At 63.2% G+C, this 21,026-nt stretch carries 14 protein-coding genes; 7 read left to right on the top strand and 7 right to left on the bottom strand.

Translation table 11 applies throughout. The features are described from left to right. Positions 1-41: 41 nt before the first annotated feature. On the top strand, positions 42-1,889 hold the full coding sequence (locus tag KD146_RS01380) for an extracellular solute-binding protein (RefSeq protein ID WP_212656967.1): 1,848 nt from the start codon (positions 42-44) through the stop codon (positions 1,887-1,889). Between the two features lie 76 nt (positions 1,890-1,965). Here the strand turns inward: KD146_RS01380 and KD146_RS01375 are convergent, their stop codons facing one another. The 5 genes from KD146_RS01375 to KD146_RS01355 all read right to left on the bottom strand — a co-directional run bounded on the left by KD146_RS01375 (position 1,966) and on the right by KD146_RS01355 (position 12,204). Further along, on the bottom strand, positions 1,966-2,568 hold the full coding sequence (locus KD146_RS01375) for a class I SAM-dependent methyltransferase (protein ID WP_212656966.1): 603 nt from the start codon (positions 2,566-2,568) through the stop codon (positions 1,966-1,968). A 22-nt stretch (positions 2,569-2,590) separates the two neighbouring features. Then, a complete protein-coding gene (locus KD146_RS01370) occupies positions 2,591-6,916 on the bottom strand; it encodes a translocation/assembly module TamB domain-containing protein (RefSeq protein ID WP_212656965.1) in 4,326 nt (1,441 codons plus the stop codon). Further along, entirely contained in the window at positions 6,916-8,790 is a 1,875-nt protein-coding gene (locus KD146_RS01365; protein WP_345790721.1) for an autotransporter assembly complex protein TamA, read from the bottom strand. The genes KD146_RS01370 and KD146_RS01365 overlap by 1 nt, the downstream gene beginning before the upstream one ends. Before the next feature lie 259 nt (positions 8,791-9,049). Then, positions 9,050-10,999, bottom strand: a complete 1,950-nt coding sequence (locus KD146_RS01360) for a MacB family efflux pump subunit (RefSeq protein ID WP_212656964.1) — start codon at positions 10,997-10,999, stop codon at positions 9,050-9,052. Continuing rightward, positions 10,996-12,204: an efflux RND transporter periplasmic adaptor subunit gene (locus KD146_RS01355; protein ID WP_212656963.1), complete on the bottom strand. Its 1,209-nt coding sequence runs from the start codon at positions 12,202-12,204 to the stop codon at positions 10,996-10,998. The genes KD146_RS01360 and KD146_RS01355 overlap by 4 nt, the downstream gene beginning before the upstream one ends. A 178-nt stretch (positions 12,205-12,382) precedes the next feature. On the opposite strand from KD146_RS01355, the gene KD146_RS01350 reads away from it, so the two are divergent. Continuing rightward, positions 12,383-13,159 (top strand): SDR family NAD(P)-dependent oxidoreductase, encoded by a 777-nt coding sequence (locus KD146_RS01350; protein ID WP_212656962.1) that lies wholly within the window; start codon positions 12,383-12,385, stop codon positions 13,157-13,159. Between the two features lie 2 nt (positions 13,160-13,161). After that, complete coding sequence (locus KD146_RS01345; RefSeq protein ID WP_212656961.1) at positions 13,162-13,965, top strand: endonuclease/exonuclease/phosphatase family protein; 804 nt, start codon at positions 13,162-13,164, stop codon at positions 13,963-13,965. A gap of 38 nt (positions 13,966-14,003) precedes the next feature. Here the strand turns inward: KD146_RS01345 and KD146_RS01340 are convergent, their stop codons facing one another. Further along, positions 14,004-15,038, bottom strand: a complete 1,035-nt coding sequence (locus tag KD146_RS01340; protein ID WP_212656960.1) for an Ldh family oxidoreductase — start codon at positions 15,036-15,038, stop codon at positions 14,004-14,006. Between the two features lie 135 nt (positions 15,039-15,173). Here KD146_RS01340 and KD146_RS01335 point away from each other — a divergent pair, with 135 nt between their 5' ends. The 4 genes from KD146_RS01335 to fabV all read left to right on the top strand — a co-directional run bounded on the left by KD146_RS01335 (position 15,174) and on the right by fabV (position 19,887). Next, positions 15,174-16,067: an aromatic ring-hydroxylating oxygenase subunit alpha gene (locus tag KD146_RS01335; RefSeq protein ID WP_212656959.1), complete on the top strand. Its 894-nt coding sequence runs from the start codon at positions 15,174-15,176 to the stop codon at positions 16,065-16,067. A 98-nt stretch (positions 16,068-16,165) separates the two neighbouring features. After that, positions 16,166-17,875 (top strand): Rieske 2Fe-2S domain-containing protein, encoded by a 1,710-nt coding sequence (locus KD146_RS01330; protein WP_212656958.1) that lies wholly within the window; start codon positions 16,166-16,168, stop codon positions 17,873-17,875. Between the two features lie 97 nt (positions 17,876-17,972). After that, the gene (locus tag KD146_RS01325) at positions 17,973-18,623 is read left to right on the top strand and encodes a glutathione S-transferase family protein (protein ID WP_212656957.1); all 651 of its coding nucleotides are present in this window, start codon (positions 17,973-17,975) and stop codon (positions 18,621-18,623) included. A gap of 94 nt (positions 18,624-18,717) precedes the next feature. Then, on the top strand, positions 18,718-19,887 hold the full coding sequence (gene fabV, locus KD146_RS01320) for an enoyl-ACP reductase FabV (protein WP_212656956.1): 1,170 nt from the start codon (positions 18,718-18,720) through the stop codon (positions 19,885-19,887). 54 nt (positions 19,888-19,941) lie between these two features. Here the strand turns inward: fabV and KD146_RS01315 are convergent, their stop codons facing one another. Continuing rightward, positions 19,942-20,982 (bottom strand): lysine-2,3-aminomutase-like protein, encoded by a 1,041-nt coding sequence (locus KD146_RS01315; RefSeq protein ID WP_212656955.1) that lies wholly within the window; start codon positions 20,980-20,982, stop codon positions 19,942-19,944. Positions 20,983-21,026: the final 44 nt, after the last annotated feature.

Below are 21,026 nucleotides of genomic sequence, written 5' to 3'. Positions count from 1 at the left end.
CCTAGTCTGTTTTCCCAGTTCTCTAGCTCCGGAGCCGTCCGATGAAGTTCGCACCCCTCCTCGCCCTTGGCCTGATGGCCGGCCTGGCCACCCCTGCCCTGGCGCAGACCCCCACCGATGTGTGGACCCACGCCTTCACCATGACCGGCGAGCCGAAATATGGCGCGGACTACACCCATTTCGACTACGTCAATGTCGATGCCCCCAAGACCGGCACCGTGCGCATTGGCGATATGGGCGGCTTTGACACCTTCAATCCCGTCCTGCCCAAGGGCGAGGCGGCCGGTGGGCTGGGGCTGGTCTATGAGACCCTGATGACCCCCTCCTCGGATGAGGTGAACACCTATTACGGACTGATCGCCTCAAGCCTGAAGATCGCCCCAGATTATGGCGCGGTCACCTTCCGCATCGACCCGGCCGCCAAATGGCAGGACGGCGAACCCGTCACGCCCCAGGATGTTGTGTGGTCCTTCGACACGCTGGTCGAGATCAATCCCAACATGGCGCAGTACTACGCCAATATCATCAGTGCTGAAGTCACCGCGCCGGGCGAAGTCACCTTCACCTTCGATCAGACCGGCAATCGCGAATTGCCGCTGATCCTGGGCCAGATGCTGGTGCTGCCCCAGCACTGGTGGGAGGGCACCAACGCCAATGGTGAAACCCGCGATATCGGCCAGTCCACCCTTGAGGCGCCGATGGGCTCGGGCCCCTATCAGCTGGCCAGCTTCGATGCGGGCCGCACCATCACCTATCAGCGCGACCCCCACTATTGGGGGCTGAACCAGCCCACCCGCGTCGGCTCCAACAATTTTGATCAGTACAAGATCGAGTACTTCCTCGATCTGACCGTGCAGTTCGAAGCCTTCAAGGGTGACCAGTTCGACTGGTGGAGCGAGAACCAGGCCCGCCGCTGGGCCACCGCATACGACTTCCCCGCCGTCGCCGATGGCCGGGTGATCAAGGAACTGTTCCCCCAGGATTATGCCGGTAGTGGTGTCGGCGTCGGCTTCATCCCCAATATGCGGCGCGACAAGTTCAAGGACGAACGGGTGCGCGAGGCGCTCAACTATGCCTTCAATTTCGAGGAGCTGAGCAACACGCTGTTCTTTGGCCAGTATGATCGCATCGACAGCTATTTCTTCGGCCTGCCATTTGCCTCCAGCGGCCTGCCCGAAGGCGAAGAGCTCGAGATCCTCAACGAGATCAAGGATCTGGTGCCCGCATCGGTGTTCACCGAGCCCTATGAAAACCCGGTGGGCAGCGACTCCGCCAAACAGCGCGAAAACCTGCGCACCGCGCTGACCCTGTTCAACGAGGCCGGTTATACGCTCGAGGGCACCAAGCTGGTCGACGAGGCGGGCAATCCCTTCACCTTCGAGATCCTGCTCAACGGCCCCACCATCGAACCCGTGGCCGCCAATATGGTCGCCAATCTGGCGCTGATCGGCGTCGATGTCAGCGTCCGCTCGGTCGACAGCCCGCAATACATCAACCGCCTGCGCAGCTTCGACTACGATGTCATCTATACCGGCTGGAGCCAGTCCTTCTCGCTGGGCAATGAACAGCGCTACTATTTCGGCTCCGGCAGCGTCGATGAAGAAGGCTCGCGCAACTATGCCGGCATTGCCGATCCTGGTGTTGACGCCCTGATCGACAAGATCATCATCGCCGATGATCGCGCCACCCAGGAAGCGGCCAGCATGGCGCTCGACCGCGTCCTTCTGCACCACCACTACATGGTCCCCAGCTACACCCTGCGCAATTCGCGCATCGCCCGCTGGGACCGCTTCAGCCACCCCGATCCGCTGCCGGAGTTTTCCTCGGGCTTTCCCACCATCTGGTGGTATGACGAGGCCAAGGCCGCCAAGACCGGCGGCGCGCAGTAGTCAAGATTGGCTAAAGTCTGACGCGATCTGTTCCTCCCCCTTTTTTTGGGGGGGGAGGATAGCCAGAGGCAAATCCCTAGGCTGGCTTGCGCGCCACCAGATCGATCAGGGCGGACGGCCCGGCATGCGCGGATCCCTCGCTCAGTTCGGCATCATAGCTCTCTAGCGAGATGATCTCGAGCGCACCAAAGCGCGCGCGCAGCAGCGCCTCGGTATAAAGGTTCTCGAGCTGCCCCGGCCCGCCTGTGCCATAGCCGAGTTGCTCGGGGCGATAGCCTTCAAGCAACAGCAGACCACCCGGCTTGAGGGTGCGCACCATGCCGGCAAACATCGCGTCGCGCATGGCGGGCGGCGCGAACTGGATAAAGATGGCGGCCACCACATCGAACCGGGCTTCGGGCCAGTCATAGGCACCGATATCCAGGCATTGCGTGGTCAGCGTCACGCCCCGCCTTTCGGCCAGCTGATCGGCCTTGGCCAAACCAATTGGCGAGGCATCCACGGCCAGCACGTCCAGCCCCTGTTCAGCCAGGAACACGCCATTGCGGCCCTCGCCATCAGCAACGGCCAGCGCCGAACCATAACCCTTCAGGCGCTCCGCATTGGCCGCCAGAAAGGCGTTGGGCGCTTCGCCGAACACATATTCGGCGCGGTCATAGCGCTGGTCCCAGAAGCTCATCGCGCCCTCATTGGGTTGGGATCTAGTAGTCTTTCTCGTAATAGACGCCGACGCTCGAATTGCCGTCCTGGCTGGCCGAACCTGTCACCTTGAGATCGCTGGTGACATCGAGATTGATGGTCACCTTGCTCTGCCCGCCGGCCCCGGCCTGCACGCCCAGATAGACATTGTCCTGCAGATAGGTACCCGCCTGAACCGCGACATTGCCATCGGCATCGGTGACGATGTCGAGATCATCCAGCCCCGCAGCGCCGCGCAGGCTGTCCACCAGCCCATTGCCACCGCCACCCACCAACTCGGCGGCCGCAGCAGCCAGCTTGGCCAGTTGCAGTGGCGACAGCTCGCTCATCGAGCGCTTGAAGATCAGCCGGCTGAGCACTTCATCCTGCGGCAGGGCCGGGCTGGAGGAAAAGCTCACATCGATATTGGAGGCGCGGCCCGATACGGTCACATAGACCGTAATCCCCTCGCCCTCGGTGACGGCAATCAGGTTCAGCATGGGATCAAGGTCGCCTACCAGGGTGACCTGACCGGATTCAAACGTCACGCGCTGCCCCAGGATCGCCAAGCGGCCGCGATTGAGCGAAAACGCACCCACGGGCTGGATATTGCCGATCGGACCGGTGACCCGCACCGAGCCACCCACTTCGGCATCAAGCCCACGGCCGCGGATGAATATCTGGTTGGGCGCGCTGATCTTGATGTCGAGCAGCATGCCCGGCGAGCGCGTCTGCGGAATGGGCGCGCCACTGGTCTCGTCGATCCGGGCACGCGCCAGCGTGCGTTCCACCGCAGCCGGGGCGCGCACATGTTCGACATTGATCAGGTCGGCGCCAGAACCGAAATTCTCCGGCACGGTGATATTGGCTTCTTCCACCCGCACGTCGCCGGCCAGCAGCGATGAGCCGGTCAGATTGCCTGTCAGGGTAAGATTGCCCCCCACCGTCGCCACAAACAGATTGCCGTCGGCATAGCGCACTGAATTCAGCGCCACGCGAATATCGGCGGGAAAACCACCGCTCAGCCCCACCGAGCCAGAGGCCGACACCGAGCCGCCACGCGCCAGATTGGTCGAAAGCTGTTCGATCACCAGCCGGTCGCCATTCAGGCTTGCCGAACCGGTAATGCCCTGCATGCGGAAATTGAGTTCAGGATCGATATAGCCAGCGCCACTGGTCGAGACCCGCCCGCCAAATTGCGGATTGTCCAGACTGCCCGTGACCTGGGCGTTCAGGTTGACCACACCGCTCAACTGGCCGCCGCGATCCGCAACAAAGCGATTGGCCAGTACAAGCGGCGCCGAACCGGTCACCGATACGTTCAGGCCATTGCCGCTCAGGGGCACCGTGCCCGAACCGCTTATGGTCAACCCGCCGGCGCCATTGGCCGTTAGCGAGGCCAGAGACACACTGCCATTGGCAAAGCTGCCATTGGCCGTCAGGCTGAGCGGCGCAATACCGAAATCATTGATGGCCGCAGCGCCAATGCCCTGGGCCTGGGTGGTGAACCGCACCTGGGGATCACTGCCCGAACCCGAAATCTGGGCCTGCCCGCTCAGCGTGCCGCTCAGGCCCAGCTCGGGCGCCACGGCGTTGGCCACCGATAGCGGCAGCGCATTGATGTCGAGCGCGATGTCGATCACCTCGCCAGCCGACCCGCTTGCCGTGATCGACCCCGATCCCACATTGAACCGCACTGCATCAAGCCGCACATCGGAACCGGCAACTTCCAGCACGGTTGGCTGTGCCAGAGCCGCCGAGAGCGTGCCCTGCTGCAATTGCGCCCGATCCAGCGCCAGACGATAGCCGCCATCGACCGGGGTCAGCGACCCCGCCAGATCGACATCGGTGCCTGTTGCCAGCGCGGCCTGCGCGTCAAAAGCGGTGGTCTCGCCTGTCTGGTTGGCCCGCGCGCTCAGCGTGTCGATATCGACGCCCGCAGCGGCAATATTGCTGCCATTGATGGCGCCATTGATCACGGGCACCCCGAACAGATCGGCAATGCTAGCATTGATGTCCGCAGCGCCAACCCGGATGTCGTTGACGCTGAGCGCCCGCACATCACCGCGAATGCTGGCACTTTGCTTGGCCTTGACCGGCGTCAGGGTAATCTCGGCATTGACCGAACCACTGGCATCGAGCAGCGCCAATGCTGCCGCCACTGACACGTCCGGCGACACCACGCTGAGCCCGCCATTGATCAGCCCGGTCAGTTCGGTACGTGTCAGCCCGCCGCTGATCCGCGTCCCGGCTGCCTGAAAGTCGATATTGGCCAGCGACTGCTCGGCTGGCGCCACATTCACGTCCGCTGCCAGTGTCGTGCGATAGCCATCCAGTGCTGCCGCGCCGGAAATCTTGCCGCTCAGCACCTCACCGCGATATTGCCCGGCAAACCGCAGCGCACCCTCGCGCAGCGCCCGATCAGCCAATTGTCCAGCCGGGACACTGGCGTTGAGATCAAGATCGATCACATCGTCCATGCCCTTGGCCGTGCCCACCACGCTGAGCGCACCACTGGCCTGGTCGGACAGCAGCGACAGATCACTCAGATCCAGATTGAACGCGAAATCGGCCAGCACGCTGGAATAGGTGCCGTCGGCCAGCAGCTGAACCTGGGTGTTGGCGATGCGGAAATTATCAGCGGTCAGGCCCGCCTTGCTGCGCGCCACCCGGCCCGAGAGCTTGACCGTGCCTGCCAGCAGATCATCGGCAATCTCGTCGCCAATCGCCAGATCGCGGCCCGTACCATCCAGCGTCAGATCAAAACCACCGGTGAGCGGCTTGACGGTCCCCTTGGCCGCCAGCGTCAGCCCGCCGGACAGATCACGATCCGCCAGTCCGGAGAACGGCGCAATGCTGGCCGTCTCCAGCCCGATATCGCCGGTAAAATTCAATCCATCCAGCTGACCCGACAGAGCTGCCGTCAGCGCCTTGCCGACCACGCGCAACTGCGCCAGTTGCACCGGCTCACCCGCCTTGTAGAGGCCGGCAATACCAATGCCGATTTCATCGCCCAGCGCGGCTTCGATAGCCGCATCGGCCGCAATGCCGCTCAGCGAGCCATCGCCATTGAAGGTCACCATGCGCGCCGTTGGATCATCGAGCGCGGTCGCCACACCATCGACGGCCAGCGCCAGGGTATCTGCCGTCAGGCCCGGCTGGGAAAAACCGCTCACATTGAGGTTCGCGCGCCATTCCTGCGGTGCGCCATTGCCGACGGCCCCGCCATAATCAACCGTCAGTTGGGCTGAACGCACCTTGGTCGACGCCCCCGCCACCGGCAGCGTCACCGCGCTGCCTGCCGGATCACTGATCATGGCGTTGAGGGTCAGCTCACGCAAAAAGCTGTCAGTCGTGGTTTCGGCCGAAGCCTCAAGCTGCAATTGTCCGCCACTCACGCGCAGTCCGCTGATCGACAGCCCGCCATCATTGCGCACCAGCGCATTGGCACTCAAAGCCGTCTCGGCACCAAAGAATGGCTGATAGGCCTGCGCCATCAGGTTCGACAGGGGACCGCGCAGATCGGCATCGACGCCAAAACCCTCGGCCTGCTGCCGCACAGTCGCCACGCCGCTCAACGCGGTCTGGCCATTGGCCTGTAGTTCAAGTTCGGTGCGCAGATCGCCGACCGGGCCCTTGCCATTAAGCGTCAGCGTGACCGCCGGGCGCCCTTCAATATTGAGCAGATTGGCAATCACCCCGTCTTCGGGCTCCACCAGCGACAACCCCAGGTCAAGATTGCTGTCGCCCTGCGCATAGGCAAGATCCAGATTGAGCGTGCCGCCCGGCCCATCAAGCCGGACAATATCCAGACTGGTGTTCAGATTGCCGCCATCAAGCGAAAACGCGCCTTCCAGCGACACCTGTGAACCCAGCCCGAAGACGCTTTCGCCAAAGCTCACCTGCGGCACGCTGAGCTGTTCAAGCTGAATGGCCACGGGGAATTCGGGCACGGTAAAGCCACCCTCTTCCGCTGGTGGCAGATCAACCTGATCACTGGCCACAGCATTGCGCAGATAATCGATCGAATCGGCGGTCAGCGAACGGACTTCGAGCCGGCCGAGGAACAGCGCGGCCTGGTTCCAGTTCAGCTGCGCATTGTTCACCCGCAGCCAAACGCCATCGGCATCGGAAATGGTGATTTCACGCACCGAGACATCCGAGCCCAGCACACCATCGATATTGGATAGCCGGATCTGGCGCTCAGGGGTCGACAACTGATCCTGCACAAAACTGGTCAACCAGTCCTTCTGCGCATCATTGTCCATATTGAGCACGTCCTGCGCCACCAGGGCCGCAGGCACGCCAAGGCCCACAAGGACCAGCAAGGCAATCAGAAAACGCCGCATCAGAAGGCCTGCCCGATGCCGACATAGACGGCATAATCAGCGTCACCCGGCTTCTTGTTCAGCGGGATCGCCGCATCCAGTCGCAATGGGCCAAGCCCTGTGTAATAGCGCAGGCCGGCACCTGCCCCCAGGCGCAGATCATCAATGCTCGGGAACACATCGGCGGCCACATAGCCACCGTCGAGGAACCCGACAATGCCGAAGGCTTCGTTGATACGCATACGCGCTTCGAGCGATCCTTCGAGCAGATAGCGCCCGCCGGTCACATTGCCCGCACCATCATTGACGCCAATCGACTTGTAGCCATAGCCACGCACCGATCCGCCGCCGCCGGCAAAGAACAGCTTGTCTGGCGAGATTTCCGACAGGGCCGGCCCCACCAGGGCACCGCCCTTGATCCGGCCCGCCAGAACGAACGGATCATTCTCGCCAAAACCGAAATAGGTCCGGCCTTCCAGCGTCACCCGCGCGCCGGCATTGGCGAAGCGGAATTCATAGAACGGTTCGACACTGGCCTGGGCATACCAGCCCGCAGTCGCATCGACCCGGTCATTGCGGAAGTCCAGCGTGGCACCGCCATAGAGCCCCGCCGTAGTGAAGTCGCGCGTGCCGAAACTGTCGTCAAACCGGCTGCGCTCCAGCGACGCGCCGCCTTCAATGGTGATTTCGTCGGAGAAGATATGCGTCAGCCCCAGCCGCCCCGATGCCGATGTTTCGGTATAGGTCGGATAGATCGTTCGCTCGGCCGCCACCGCCGCCACCAGATCGGTATCGGGCGTGAAAATGCCCGGCTTGGTGAAGGTGCCGCCAAAGGAATAGTCGAACTGCTCGGTATCGATCGGATAGGCGATGCTGGCGATCCGCGCATCAAGCCGCAGCCGTTCGGCCTGACCGAACAGATTGCGCCACAGGTGATAGCCCTCTACGCCCAGCCCATCGATCGAGGAATAATTTGCGCCCACGCCAAAGCGTGCGCCGGGCAGTTCCTGGACAATCAGCGTATAGGGCAGCAGCCCGTCAACGCCGATGGATTCAGCTGCCTCAAGCCGCGCTGCGCGGAATACTTCGAGCCGGTCCAGCCGCTTTTGCGCCAGAGCCAGCGTATCCGGATCATACTCTTCGCCGACCACAAGCCCGGTCTGACGCCGCACGAATTCGGGGTCCATCCGCTCGGTGCCGGTCACGGTCACATCGCCAAAGGCCGCCTTGCGACCCGGATTGACCGTGATGGTCACATCCACGCTGCTATTGGCATGGTCGGCCACCACTTCGCGGCTGGCAATGACAGCCTTGGGGAAACCCTGCTGTCGCCAGGCGCGCAGGGCCAGCTGCTCGGCCTGCAGAATGACGCTGGATTTGGCGATCTCGCCACGACCGAAACCGCGCGTCGATGGCGGCGGCACAAAATCAAACGGATCGCTGGTGATCGGCGCCGCATTGACCACATCAACGCTGTTGAAGCGGAACAGGGGGCCCGGCTCGACCACAATGGCCACATCGACCGGATCGGGCAGGTTGACGTCAGGGGCCAGCTTGGCCGCTTCCTGACCACCCACGCGGATGCTCACCACGCCGCCATAATAGCCTTCATTGTAAAGCGCCGCGACCAGCCGGCGATAATCGCCCCGCGCCTTGGCCAGCAGCCCGGCCGCGCCCGAGGCAGGCTTGGTTTCATCGGCCACCAGCGAGGACGCATTGCGCACCACGCTTTCAAGCGCGCCGTCGCCATTGACCGCCACGCTGACCACATAGGGCTGCGGGTCCGCAATCACCACCTCAGCGTCCACCGCATTGGGGTCTTCGAACAGCTTGAGGCCAAAAATCTCAAATGCAGCAACAGGTGCGGCGGCCATACCCAGACTGGTGGCCGCCACGCACAAGGCGCAAAAACTCAATACTCGACGCGCTATATGCAGTGAACCAATCCCGCCCGTTACGCTTCAACCAGATAGGCAGAAGCTTACATTGTCATCCAGAGCGACAACATTGCGTTAATCACGCTGCGCTCGGACCAACAGATGTCCGTCCGTCCCAGACGTTGAACCCACAGTTTACCGTGAGCACGGGGGCGCACACAAGCGTCCTGCGCGCCTGCAGCAAAAAGTGATGAAGAGCCGCTAAGCCGCCGGCGCGCTATTCGCGGGCCAGGGCTTCCACCGGGTCCAGCCGGGCCGCGGAGCGCGCTGGCATGAAGCCGAACACCACGCCGATCAGGCTGGCCGAGGCAATCGCCAGCACCATTGATTCTGCCGAATAGGCCATGGTCGCGCCCGGCACCAGCATGGTCAGCAAGGCCCCCAGGGCAAAACTCAACCCCACCCCGGCACCACCGCCGACAAAGCACACCAGCACCGCCTCGATCAGGAACTGGCGCAGGATGTCGCCGCGCCGCGCGCCTACCGCCATGCGGATACCGATCTCCTTGGTGCGCTCGGACACCGACACCAGCATGATGTTCATCACCCCGATACCGCCCACCACCAGCGAGATGATCGCAATGGTCGAAATCAGCAGCGTCAGCGTCGCCGAGGTCGACTGGATGGTGTCGCGGATCGTGTCGGTGTTCATCAAAAAGAAGTCGGCCGTGCCGCCATGCAGCCGCGTCACCAGCTCGGTGATGTCGGTTTCAGCCTGCGCCATGTCGAAGTCATCGGCCACCCGGATCGCGATCGAGCTCAGATGCGCCTGACCCAGAATGCGGTCCATCGCGGTGGTATAGGGCACATAGACATTGGCTGAATTGCCACCCGGGCCAAAGCCGGACACCGTCTCGACCACGCCGATCACCCGCACCGGCACCTTGCCCAGCATGATGACCTGACCGATCGGGTCTTCACCATTCACAAAGATCGCGTCGCGCGCATTGCCGTCGATCACCGCTTCCTGTGTGCGCTGGGCAACGCTGGTCGTGTTGAAGCCAACACCCTCGGCAAAGCTGCGGCCATTGACCTGGAAATATTGCTCACCCACCCCCGTCACAGTCGCATTGGACGAGGTATTGCGGAACAGCACCGTGGCATTGCTCGACACCTGCGGGGTCACGCTGTCCGCAAAGGGTTGCTGGGCCAGCGCATCGGCATCGGTGGGCATCAGCGTTTCAATGCGGCCTGATCGCCGGTCACCGAACCCGGTGCCGGGATATACATTGATCGTATTGGTGCCGATCGAGGAAATATTGTCCAGCACCGTCTGCTGGCTGCCCTGCCCCAGCGCCACCACGCTGACCACCGAGGCAATGCCGATAATGATGCCCAGCATGGTCAGAAAGGTGCGCATCTTGTGGGCGATCATCGCCCGCAGCGCCATGCGCAGCGCTTCGACACTGCGATCAATGCCTTCGCGCCAACGCGCAATCTTGCGCATCGGCGCCTTCGGGCTGACTGCCGGACGGTCATCGCCGCTGCGGGTGTCCGAGACAATCACGCCGTCGGAAATCTCGATCACCCGATTGGTCAGTGCGGCCACGGCCGGATCATGGGTGACGATGATGATGGTGTGGCCGTCCTGATGCAACTCGCTGAGCAGGGCCAGCAATTCCTTGCCGCTGCGCGAATCCAGTGCGCCCGTCGGCTCGTCGGCCAGAATGACTTCGCCGCCATTCATCAGCGCCCGCGCCACGCTGACGCGCTGCTGCTGGCCGCCCGAAAGCGCATTGGGGCGATGGGTCAGGCGCTCGCCCAGACCCAGCCGGGTCAACAGTGCAATGGCGCGCTCGCGCCGCGCCTCGCCATCCACCCCGGCATAGACCGCCGGCATCGCCACGTTCTCGATGGCATCGAGATCGGGCAGCAATTGATAGCGCTGAAAAATAAAGCCGAAATGCTCGCGCCGCAGGGCCGCCAGGGCATCGGGACCCAGCCGACCCACTTCCTTGCCGGCAAAGCTGTAGGTGCCCGCACTGGGACGATCCAGGCACCCCAGAATGTTCATCAGCGTCGACTTGCCCGAGCCTGACTGCCCGATAATGGCCACCAGCTCGCCCTGCTCGATATCGAGATCGACTTCCTTGAGCACGGTGACGCTCTCCGCCCCGGTCTGGAACCGGCGCGTCAGCCCACGGATCGAGATGATCGGATCACTCACGGACGGCCACCACCCAGCAATCCGCCACCACCAAAGCGATTGCCGCCCGGTGCGCCGCCGCCGGCCTGTCCGCCGCGGCCGCCAGCCGTCGCGCTGGTGACAACCTGATCACTCTCATCCAGACCGCTCTTGATCTCGGCCATGATATTGTTGTTCAGCCCCACCTCGATGCGGCGCGGCTCGACCTCTTTGGTATCGGGGTCATAGACCATCACCACGCTATTGCCGCGCGGATCCTTGCGCGTCACCAGCGCCGAGCTCAGTGTCAGCGCATCGCGCGCTTCAGCAAGCACGATGGTCACCTGCGCGGTCATCGAAATGCGCAGCTTGTGATCGGGGTTCGGCACATCGAACAGCCCGTTGTAATAGACCGCGCTGTCATTGGAGCTGGTGTCGGAATTGATCGAGGTCGGCGCGGGCTCCACTTCGCGCAGTTCGGCATCGATCTGCACATCGGGCTCACCCAGAATGGTGAAATAGACCCGTTGTCCGGCCTGCACCCGCACCACATCGGCTTCCGAGATTTCCGCCTTGATCACCATGGTATCAAGATCGGCGATCTTGACGATGGTGGGGATGGTCGAATTGGCGTTGACCGTCTGCCCCTGCTCCACCAGCAGGGCCACCACGGTGCCGTCATTGGGGGCAACGATCTTGGTGCGCGCCACATTGAGTTCGGCCGATTCCACGCTCAATTCTGCCTGGGCAATCTGCGCATCAAGCTGATCGATCTGCGCCTGCGCCGAATCCACGGCAGCCTGTGCCGTTTCCAGATCGGTCTGCGACACCAGGCTATTGGCATTGAGCTGCTGGTTGCGCTTGAGCGTTGCAGTGGCCTTGACCAGACTGGCTTCCTGGCTGCGCTTCTGCGCCTCGATCCCGGCCAGCACGGCCTGGGCGGTCTTGACCGCATTCTCCTGATCAAGACTGTCGATCTCGGCGATCAGATCGCCCTTCTTGACGTCCTGTCCCAGCGACACATGCACTGCTTCGATCCGCCCGGACACTTCGGCGCCCACGCTGACCAGCGAATTGGCCTGCAGCACACCCGAGGCCAGCACGGTCTGTTCAATGTCGCCGCGTGACGGGGATACCGTGGTCGGCACTGTTGCCGCCTGCGGTGTTGCCAGGAAATACCACCAGGCTGCGCCACCAGCGCCTGCCAGAACCACCAATACCACCAGCCATTTTGCCAAGGTCTTCAAGCCGCATCACCCCAAATCTGATTGGCACCATCATAATAGCGCAAATCTCTTCGAGCACGTGAGCACTTGGTAATCACATTACAATTTGGAAAGGCACGCCATCGGACCGTTTCAGTTGACGCCGCGCGCCCTGCCGGTCCAACCTGTTTGCATTCGGACTTTCTCCCAGGACATTGCCATGTACCAGCTGCTTGATCCCAGCCGCTTCGTCGTTTTCATCACCGGTGCAACCTCCGGTTTCGGCGCTGCCGCCGCACGCCGCTACGTTGAAGCGGGCGCCAAGGTTGTCGCCACCGGTCGGCGCTGGGATCGTCTGGTGGATCTGCAGATCGATCTGGGCGCCGAGAACTGCCATATCATCCAGCTCGACGTGCAGGATCGCGCCGCCATCGACGCGGCCATCGCCGATCTGCCCCCGCCCTTTGCCAATATCAATGTCGTGCTGGCCAATGCCGGTCTGGCGCTGGGCCTGCAGCCCGCTGCCGAAACCGACATCACCGACTGGGAAACCATGATCGCCACCAATGTGACGGGACTGGCCTATACCGTGCGCGCCCTGCTGCCCGGCATGATCCATCGCGGCGGCGGCCATATCGTCACCCTGGGCTCGGTGGCTGGCGACTATCCCTATCCCGGTGGTTCGGTCTATGGCGCCACCAAGGCATTCGTGAAGCAGTTTGCGCTCAACCTGCGCTCGGACGTTCAGGGCAAGAATATCCGCGTCACCAATATTGAACCGGGCCTGACCGAAACCGAGTTCTCGCTGGTCCGCTTCAAGGGCGACGAGGAAAAGGCGGCCAAGCCCTATTCGGGCACCAAGGCCATGAACGCCGAAGACATTGCCGAGACCATTTTCTGGAGCACCACGCTGCCCGAACACGTCAACGTCAACCGGCTGCAGGTCATGGCTACCACCCAGGCCTTTGGTCCCTTCGACATCTATCGCGAAGACTAGGCATGCGCATCGTCTCGCTCAATGCATGGGCCGGCAAGCTGCACGCGCCGGTCCTGCAATATCTGGCCGAGATCGACGCCGATATCGTCTGCCTGCAGGAGCTCTCGCGCACGCCGACGGCGCGCTCCGCCTGGCTGATCTATCGCGAGCCGGGCGTCGAACTGCCCCAGCGCGCCAATTTCTTCGATGAAGTGGCCGCGGTCCTTCCCGGTCATGACGGCGTGTTCTGCCCCACGGCCAGCGGCCCGCTCTATGATGGCGAGGCGGTGCTCCCCTCCCAGTTCGGGCTGGCCACCTTTGTACGCAAGACCATCCCGGTCATGGCCCAGACCGTCGATTTCGTGCACGGGCACTATACGCCTGACGGCTGGGGCGAACATCCCCGAGCCCGCAACGCCCACTGCCTGCGCATTCTTGATCCCGCCACTGGCGCGCCTCTGACCATCGCCCAGATGCATGGGCTGCGCGAAACCAGCGGCAAGGCCGACACCCCGGCCCGTCACGTTCAGGCCGATGCGCTGGTCGATCTCATCGAACGCGTCTGGCCCGGCGATGAACGGCTGGTGGTCTGCGGTGATTTCAATGTGCTGCCCGAAAGCGTGACCTTCCCGGTACTGGCCCGTCTGGGCCTGCGCGATCTGGTCACCACCAATGGCTTCACCGACACCCGAACGTCGCACTACGAAAAGCCCGGCCGCTATGCCGACTACATGCTGGTGACCCCCGACGTGGCGGTCAAAGCTTTCGACGTCGTCGTCCAGCCCGAGGTCTCCGACCACCGCGCCCTGCTGCTCGACATCGACTGAAATCGCCTGCCACGGGCAAACGCAGACGGGCCGCGCCCCTATAGGCCCAGGAACCGCTCGGTATCGGGATCCACCGGCACACCCTGCTCTTCACGTTGGGCCACTGTTTCCCACTCGCGATCACCCGGTGCCATCACCCGCTCGCCGCCCGGCCGCACCGGCGCTGCGCGCAGGCTGGACAGATAGCGTGTGATCATCATGCCGAACATGTCGCGCCCGACAAACTTGTTGGGGTCCACTACCAGCACGAAATGCCCCATATTGCGTGGTGTCGAAATATCATCGCCGCCATACATCGGGATGAAATCACTATCGAGCGTGGTGCCGGTCAGCAGCGCCGAGAACAGTGTTGCCACCCCGGCCAGCGCCGCACCCTTATAGCCATAATCCGCGCCGCCCAGCGGCAGCAGCATGTCGGCCCGATCCGGATCGGTCGTGGCCACGCCATGCGCATCTGCGGCGACACCCTCGGGCAGTTCCAGCCCCAGTGAGCGATGCAGCAGCACCCGGTTCATCGGGATCGACGAAGTCGCCATATCCAGCAGCCATGGTTTGCTGTCGGGCACTGGCGCGGCGAAGGCCAGCGGGTTGGTGCCATGAAACCGCGCCGCGCCATCAAACAGCGCCACCATGGAATCGGTATTGGTGGTGGCAAAGGTCACATAGCCCTGCTCGGCTCCCGCCAGCGCATAGGCGCCCGCAGCGCCCAGATGGGAGGAATGGGAAATTCCCACCGCGCCCACGCCGGCTTTCTGCGCCAGGTCGATCCCCACCTCGACAGCCTTATAGGCTGCATAATGCCCCAGCCCGTCATCGCCATGCACCATGGCACTACCCGCCGCGCGGATATCGACACTCAACTGCGGGTTCTTGTTCAACCGCCCGCCCGCCAGCATCTGGCAATAATGCTCGGTCAGCCGCACGCCATGGCTGTCCACGCCCACCATCGAAGCGTGCAGCATGGCGCGCACCGCTGCAGCCAGCGACTCCTCGCTCGCCCCGGCCTGCCGCAACGCCGCCGCAACCTTGCTCTCCAGCGCTGCCGCCGGAAACCGTTTCACCTGTGATTCCATGCAAGTCTCCCTCGGGCCACTCTAGATGATTCCCGCGCCCGATCAGCATGAGCAATCCGCATGGCCGCATGTTCAATTTTCCGCTGGCACTCATTGCCATGACGCTTATGCTGAACCCAAATGTTGAGACCATCCATGACCGATATCGATCCGACCACCCACGACCTCTGGCAGGTCATCGCCGCTACCGACGAAGTGCCCGTGGGTCAGGTTGAAACCACCATTCTGCTCGATACCCCCATCGCCCTCACCCGCGATCGGGACGGCCTGCCGGTTGTATGGCGCCGCACCAGTGAGCAGAAGGGCGACGAGATCGACCCCGAAACCATTATCGACCGCCTGCCAGTCATCACCGGCTATGGCTATGTCTGGACCAGCTTTGGCCACCCACCGGCTGAGCTGTTCCCCATTCCCGAATATGCCGAGGCCGATCGCACCAATATGAGCTGCGGCTCCATTGGCCTGCATGTCTCGGCCCCGCGCGCTGTCGAGAATTTCCTCGACATGGGCCACTTCCCCTATGTCCACACCGACATTCTGGGTGCCGAACCCCATACCGAGGTCAAGGAATACGACGTCGAGGTCTCCGAGGAGCGCGACGAGGTGCTGGCCACCCGCTGCAAGTTCTTCCAGCCCCGCGCGGCCCTGTCGGCCACCGATGGCATGGAGGTCGAATATGTCTATCGCGTGCCGCACCCCTTCTGTTCGGTGCTCTACAAATCCTCACCCGAGGCGCCCGAGCGCCGCGATGTGATCGCCATTTTCCTGCAGCCCATGACCCAGGAGCGCTGCCGCGCCCATCTGCTGCAATCAATGATCGACTCCACTTCCACCATCACCGAACTGCGCCGCTTCCAGCAGACCATTTTCGGTCAGGACAAGCCCATTCTGGAAAACCAGTATCCCAAGCGCCTGCCGCTCGATCCGCGCGCCGAAACCCCGATCCGCGCCGACAAATCCGCCATCGCCTACCGCCGCTGGCTCAGCCAGAAAGGCATCACCTACGGCACCATTCCCATGGCGAGCTGACGATAACAGGTGCCAATCACCCCGCCCCGTACGCCAGGGCGGCAGAACCGACCTCATCCGATCGTGGCGCGATCTCGAAAAACGTCTCGGATGACCCCATGACGCTCTCGCTTTCCGACCCCAACTGGTACCCCATCGCCTCAAGCGAGGACCTGCCTTTCCGCCATGTCTATCAGGGCCAGTTGCTGGGCCGCGAGCTTGCCGTCTGGCGCGCCGATGATGGCAATGTCAACGTCTGGGAAAACCGCTGCCTGCATCGCGGCGTACGGCTGTCGATCGGCATCAACGAGGGCGCCGAGCTCAAATGCCAGTATCATGGCTGGCGCTATGCGAACCGCTCGGCCGGCTGCACCTATATCCCGGCTCACCCAGCCGATGCGCCAGCCCGCCGCATCGAGAACCGAACCTATCCGGTGGTCGAAGCCTATGGCCTGATCTGGTCTGCCGCCAATGACGACAAGCCCTTCACGCCCTTCCCCGGTGCCGAGACCGGTGACTGGTTCGCCCTGCGCCCCATGCCGGTCAATGCCACGCCCGAGGCCGTGCTGGCCGGCCTTGCCGGTCTGGCCCCCGATGATCAGCCAGCCCAGACCCTGCCCGGCCTGGCGATCCGCTTGGGCGACACGCTCTATTTCGTCCAGCCCGTCGATGCCGGACGTTCGGTCATTCGCGGCCTGCTGCCCGGCCAGCCAGCCGACACCATCGTCACCCTGCGCCACATCAATGAAACCCTGACCAAGCTGCGCGACCGCCTCGAACGCGCCGCGGCGCGCCAGCCGGCCCCCACCCCGCTGCAACCCGTATTTGAGCGCGTCTCGGCCGATCTGGCCACCATGCCCGATATCGCCATCCCGCGCGGCGCCACCATGCCCGTTGTGGTCAAGCGCAAATGGGCCAGCGCCGACGGCGTGATCGGCTTTGAGCTGGCCGACCGCGACAACCGCCACCTGCCCACCTTCCAGCCGGGCGCACATATCGATGTGCACCTTCCCAATGGGCTGACCCGGCAATATTCCATCACCAATGGTCCCGGCGACCTGCTCAGCTATGTCATCGGCGTCAAGCAGGAGAGCGCCAGCTCGGGCGGCTCCAAGGTGCTGGTCGAAACGGTGCGCGAGGGTGATGTGCTCGCCATTTCCGAGCCGCGCAACAATTTCCCGCTGCGCCGCGATGCCACCCGCACCGTGCTGATTGCCGGCGGCATCGGCATCACGCCCCTGCTGTCCATGGCCCGTTTCCTCGACAAGTCGGCCCTGCCCTACGAGCTGCATTACTTCACCCGCGCCGATGAGCAGATCGCCTTCCGCAGCGAACTTGGTGCCCTGCACGGCAAGGTGGTGCTTCATACCGGCCTGCCCCGCCCGCAGATCGCCGACACCATCGCCAGTGCACTGGGCACGTGGCGCCTGGCCCAGCATGTCTATGTCTGCGGCCCCGCCGCCATGCTCGAAACCGTACGCAGCACCGCCGCAGCCCAGCACTGGCCCGAAGAAGCCATCCACTTTGAATACTTCAAGAACGACAAGACCATCGACGACAGCTCATCGTTCGAGATCGAGCTGGCGCGCTCGGCCATGACCCTTCATGTCCCGGCCGGCAAGACCATTCTCGAAGTGATGCGCGAGGCTGGCCTGACGGTTCCCAGCTCCTGCGAACAGGGTGCCTGCGGCACCTGCCTGACCGCGGTCATGGAGGGCGAAGTCGACCATCAGGACGTCTATCTCAACGACAGCGAAAAAGCCTCGAATAGCTGCATGATGACCTGCGTCAGCCGGGCGAAATCCCAGCGTCTGGTGCTCGACATATGATGGTACACACTGCGCGCCCACCAGTTCAGCAATCAGACACCCCCACCCCAACCCTCCCCACAAGGGGGAGGGAGCCCAGGACCGGACGTTTCCTGCCATGAGCATCACCCTTTACGACTTCGAGCTCTCGGGCAATTGCTACAAGCTGCGCCTGCTCATGAGCATCCTCAAGCTGCGCTATGACGTCATCCCGATCGATTTCTATCCCGGTCGCCAGCACAAATCCGACGCGTTCCTGCGCCTCAATCCCTTTGGCCAGCTGCCCGTCCTCCAGGACGACGATCTGACCCTGTCGGATTCCGGGGCGATCCTGGCCTATCTCGCCAAAAAATATGACGCGACCGGCCAGTGGTTCCCTAATGATCCGGCCATTACTGCCCAGGTCCTGCGCTGGCATGCGGTGGCCGACGACATCACCGCCACCAGTTCCGCCGCGCGACTGGCGCTGGGCATGTTCTATGATGTCGACCTCGAAAAGGCCCAGCAGGGCGCCCACCGCATTTTCCGCCTGATGGATGAACACCTCTGGTTCGGCGAGCGCGAAGGCCGCGACTGGCTCTGTTCACCCGCCCATCCCACCACCGCCGACATTGCCTGCTTCCCCTATGTGATGCTCAGCGAAGAAGGTGGTATTGCGCGCCAGGACTATCCGGCCCTGCGTCGCTGGACCGATCGTGTCCGCCGCATTCCCGGCTTCATCGTCATGTCGGGCATCTTCCCGGCCGGACGCGCGCTCGAAACGGTCTGACCCCCGCGGGGGTTAGGCTGCACGACGGCCGAGGGTACTAGCCCTGCGCCGCCAATCCCGCTATTGCCTTGAGGCAAATCTAGGAGACATCCCCATGATCATCGAGCCCAAGATTCGCGGCTTTATCTGCACCACCGCCCATCCCACTGGCTGCGCCACCAATGTGCAGCGCCAGATCGATCATGTTGTGGTCAAGGGCCCCATCCCTTCGGCTCGCAAGCGCGTGCTCGTGCTGGGCTGCTCCACCGGTTATGGCCTGGCCTCGCGCATCGTCAACACCTTCGGCAGCGACGCCGATACCGTTGGCGTCTCCTTTGAGCGCGCCCCCGGCGAAACCAAGCCTGCCTCGGCTGGCTGGTACAATAACCGGGCCTTTGAAAACCGCGCCAAGGCCGCTGGTCGCAAGGCCGTGACCATTGAAGGCGATGCCTTCTCGGACGCCATCAAGGCCGAAACCGTTGAGGCCATCCGCGCCAATCTCGGCCAGGTCGACATGATCGTCTATTCGGTCGCCTCCCCGGTCCGCACCGACCCCACAGACGGCGTCACCTATCGCTCGGCCATCAAGCCTTACGGTAGCCAGGTGACCTCCAAGACGCTGAACACCTCAACCGGCGAAGTCTCCGAGATCACCGTCGAGCCCGCCACCGAGGAAGAAGCTCAGGCCACCGTCAAGGTGATGGGCGGCGAAGATTGGGAACTCTGGATCAAGGCACTTTCCGAAGCTGGCGTTCTGGCCGATGGTTTCCAGTCGCTCAACTACACCTATCTGGGCAGCGAGCTGACTTGGCCGATCTACCACAAGGGCACGCTGGGCCGCGCCAAGGCCGATCTTGATCGCGCCGCCGCCGCCATCCGCGCCGCCCACGGTGAACACGCCGCCCATGTCGTGGCGCTCAAGGCCGTCGTTACCCAGGCCAGCTCGGCCATTCCCGTGGTGCCGCTCTATGGTACTTTGCTGATCAAGGTGATGGACGAAATGGGCCTTGGCGAAGGCACTATCGAGCAGATTGATCGCCTGTTCCGCGAAAAGCTGCAGGGCGACATCGCGCTGGACGACGAAAGCCGCGTCCGCGTCGATGACTGGGAGCTCTCCGACACCGTCCAGACCGAGCTGAAAAAGCGCTGGGCGCTACTCACCACCGAGACCCTGCCCGATCTGGCCGACCTGCCCAAGCACCGCGAGGAATTCCTCAAGCTGTTCGGCTTTGCCATTGGTGGCGTCGACTACAGCGCCGATGTCGACCCGCAGGTCGTCAACTAGGGCGCCTTTCAGCACCACTGCACACGATATTGAAGGGGGCCTCGCGGGGCCCCTTTATTTGGGCGGATAGGCGTGCTCGCCGCCCTGCCAGTCACGCACGGTAAAGCAGCCATCGCCGCCAGAAATGGCAGCGGTCCGGATATCGGCCTTGCCGTGGCCGCCCGGAATATCGAGCACATAGGTAGGCTGACACAGCCCCGAAATCCGCCCGCGCAAGCCCGCGACCAGCGCCTGCCCATCTGCAATACTCACCCGGAAATGGCTGGTGCCCGGCGCCAGATCGGGATGGTGCAGATAATAGGGCTGCACCCGGTTCTCCACGAAACGCTGCATCAGCGCGGCCAGCGTTTCAACGTCGTCATTGACCCCCTTGAGCAGCACCGACTGGCTGATCAGCGCCAGCCCGCCCGCATGCATGCGCGCCATCGCTGCGCGGGCCTCCGGCGTGAACTCGCGGGGGTGATTGGCATGCACCGCCAGATAGGTTGTCTTGCCGCTCGCGGTCAGCGCGTCGATCATCGCCGCATCCACCCGCTCGGGTTCCACCACCGGCACGCGGGTATGAAACCGCACGATCTTGATGTGTTCGATACCCGCCAGGCGGACCATCATGTCGCGCAGACGGCGCGGCGACAGCACCAGCGGATCACCGCCCGTCAGGATCACTTCCCAGATTTCGCTATGGCTGGCGATATAATCCACCGCCGCATCCATCTGGCCCGGTGTCAGCGTCCCCAGCCCCTGCGGTCCCACCATTTCGCGCCGGAAGCAGAACCGGCAATAGACCGGACACACATGCACGGCCTTGAGGAGCACCCGATCGGGATAGCGATGCACAATGCCCTCGACCGGCGAATGGGTCAGATCGCCAATTGGATCGACGCGCTCATCCGGCATCTGCACCAGCTCTGCGGCACTGGGCACGAACTGTCGCGCCATCGGATCATTGGGATCATCACGGTCAATCAGCGCCACGACGGCCGGGGTAATCCCCACCGCATACTTTTGCGCAACCGCCTCCAGCCCGGCGCCATCATTCACCAGCCCGGCCTGCACCAGATCTTTTACCGTCTTCATGGACAAGATCCCGCCCATCCACTGGACAGTGCCTTCCCCTCGATGGGGGAGGGTGTCGACTG

Source organism: Devosia litorisediminis (genome assembly GCF_018334155.1).
Classification (GTDB): domain Bacteria; phylum Pseudomonadota; class Alphaproteobacteria; order Rhizobiales; family Devosiaceae; genus Devosia; species Devosia litorisediminis.
This window is presented reverse-complemented; position numbering and strand designations above follow the sequence as displayed.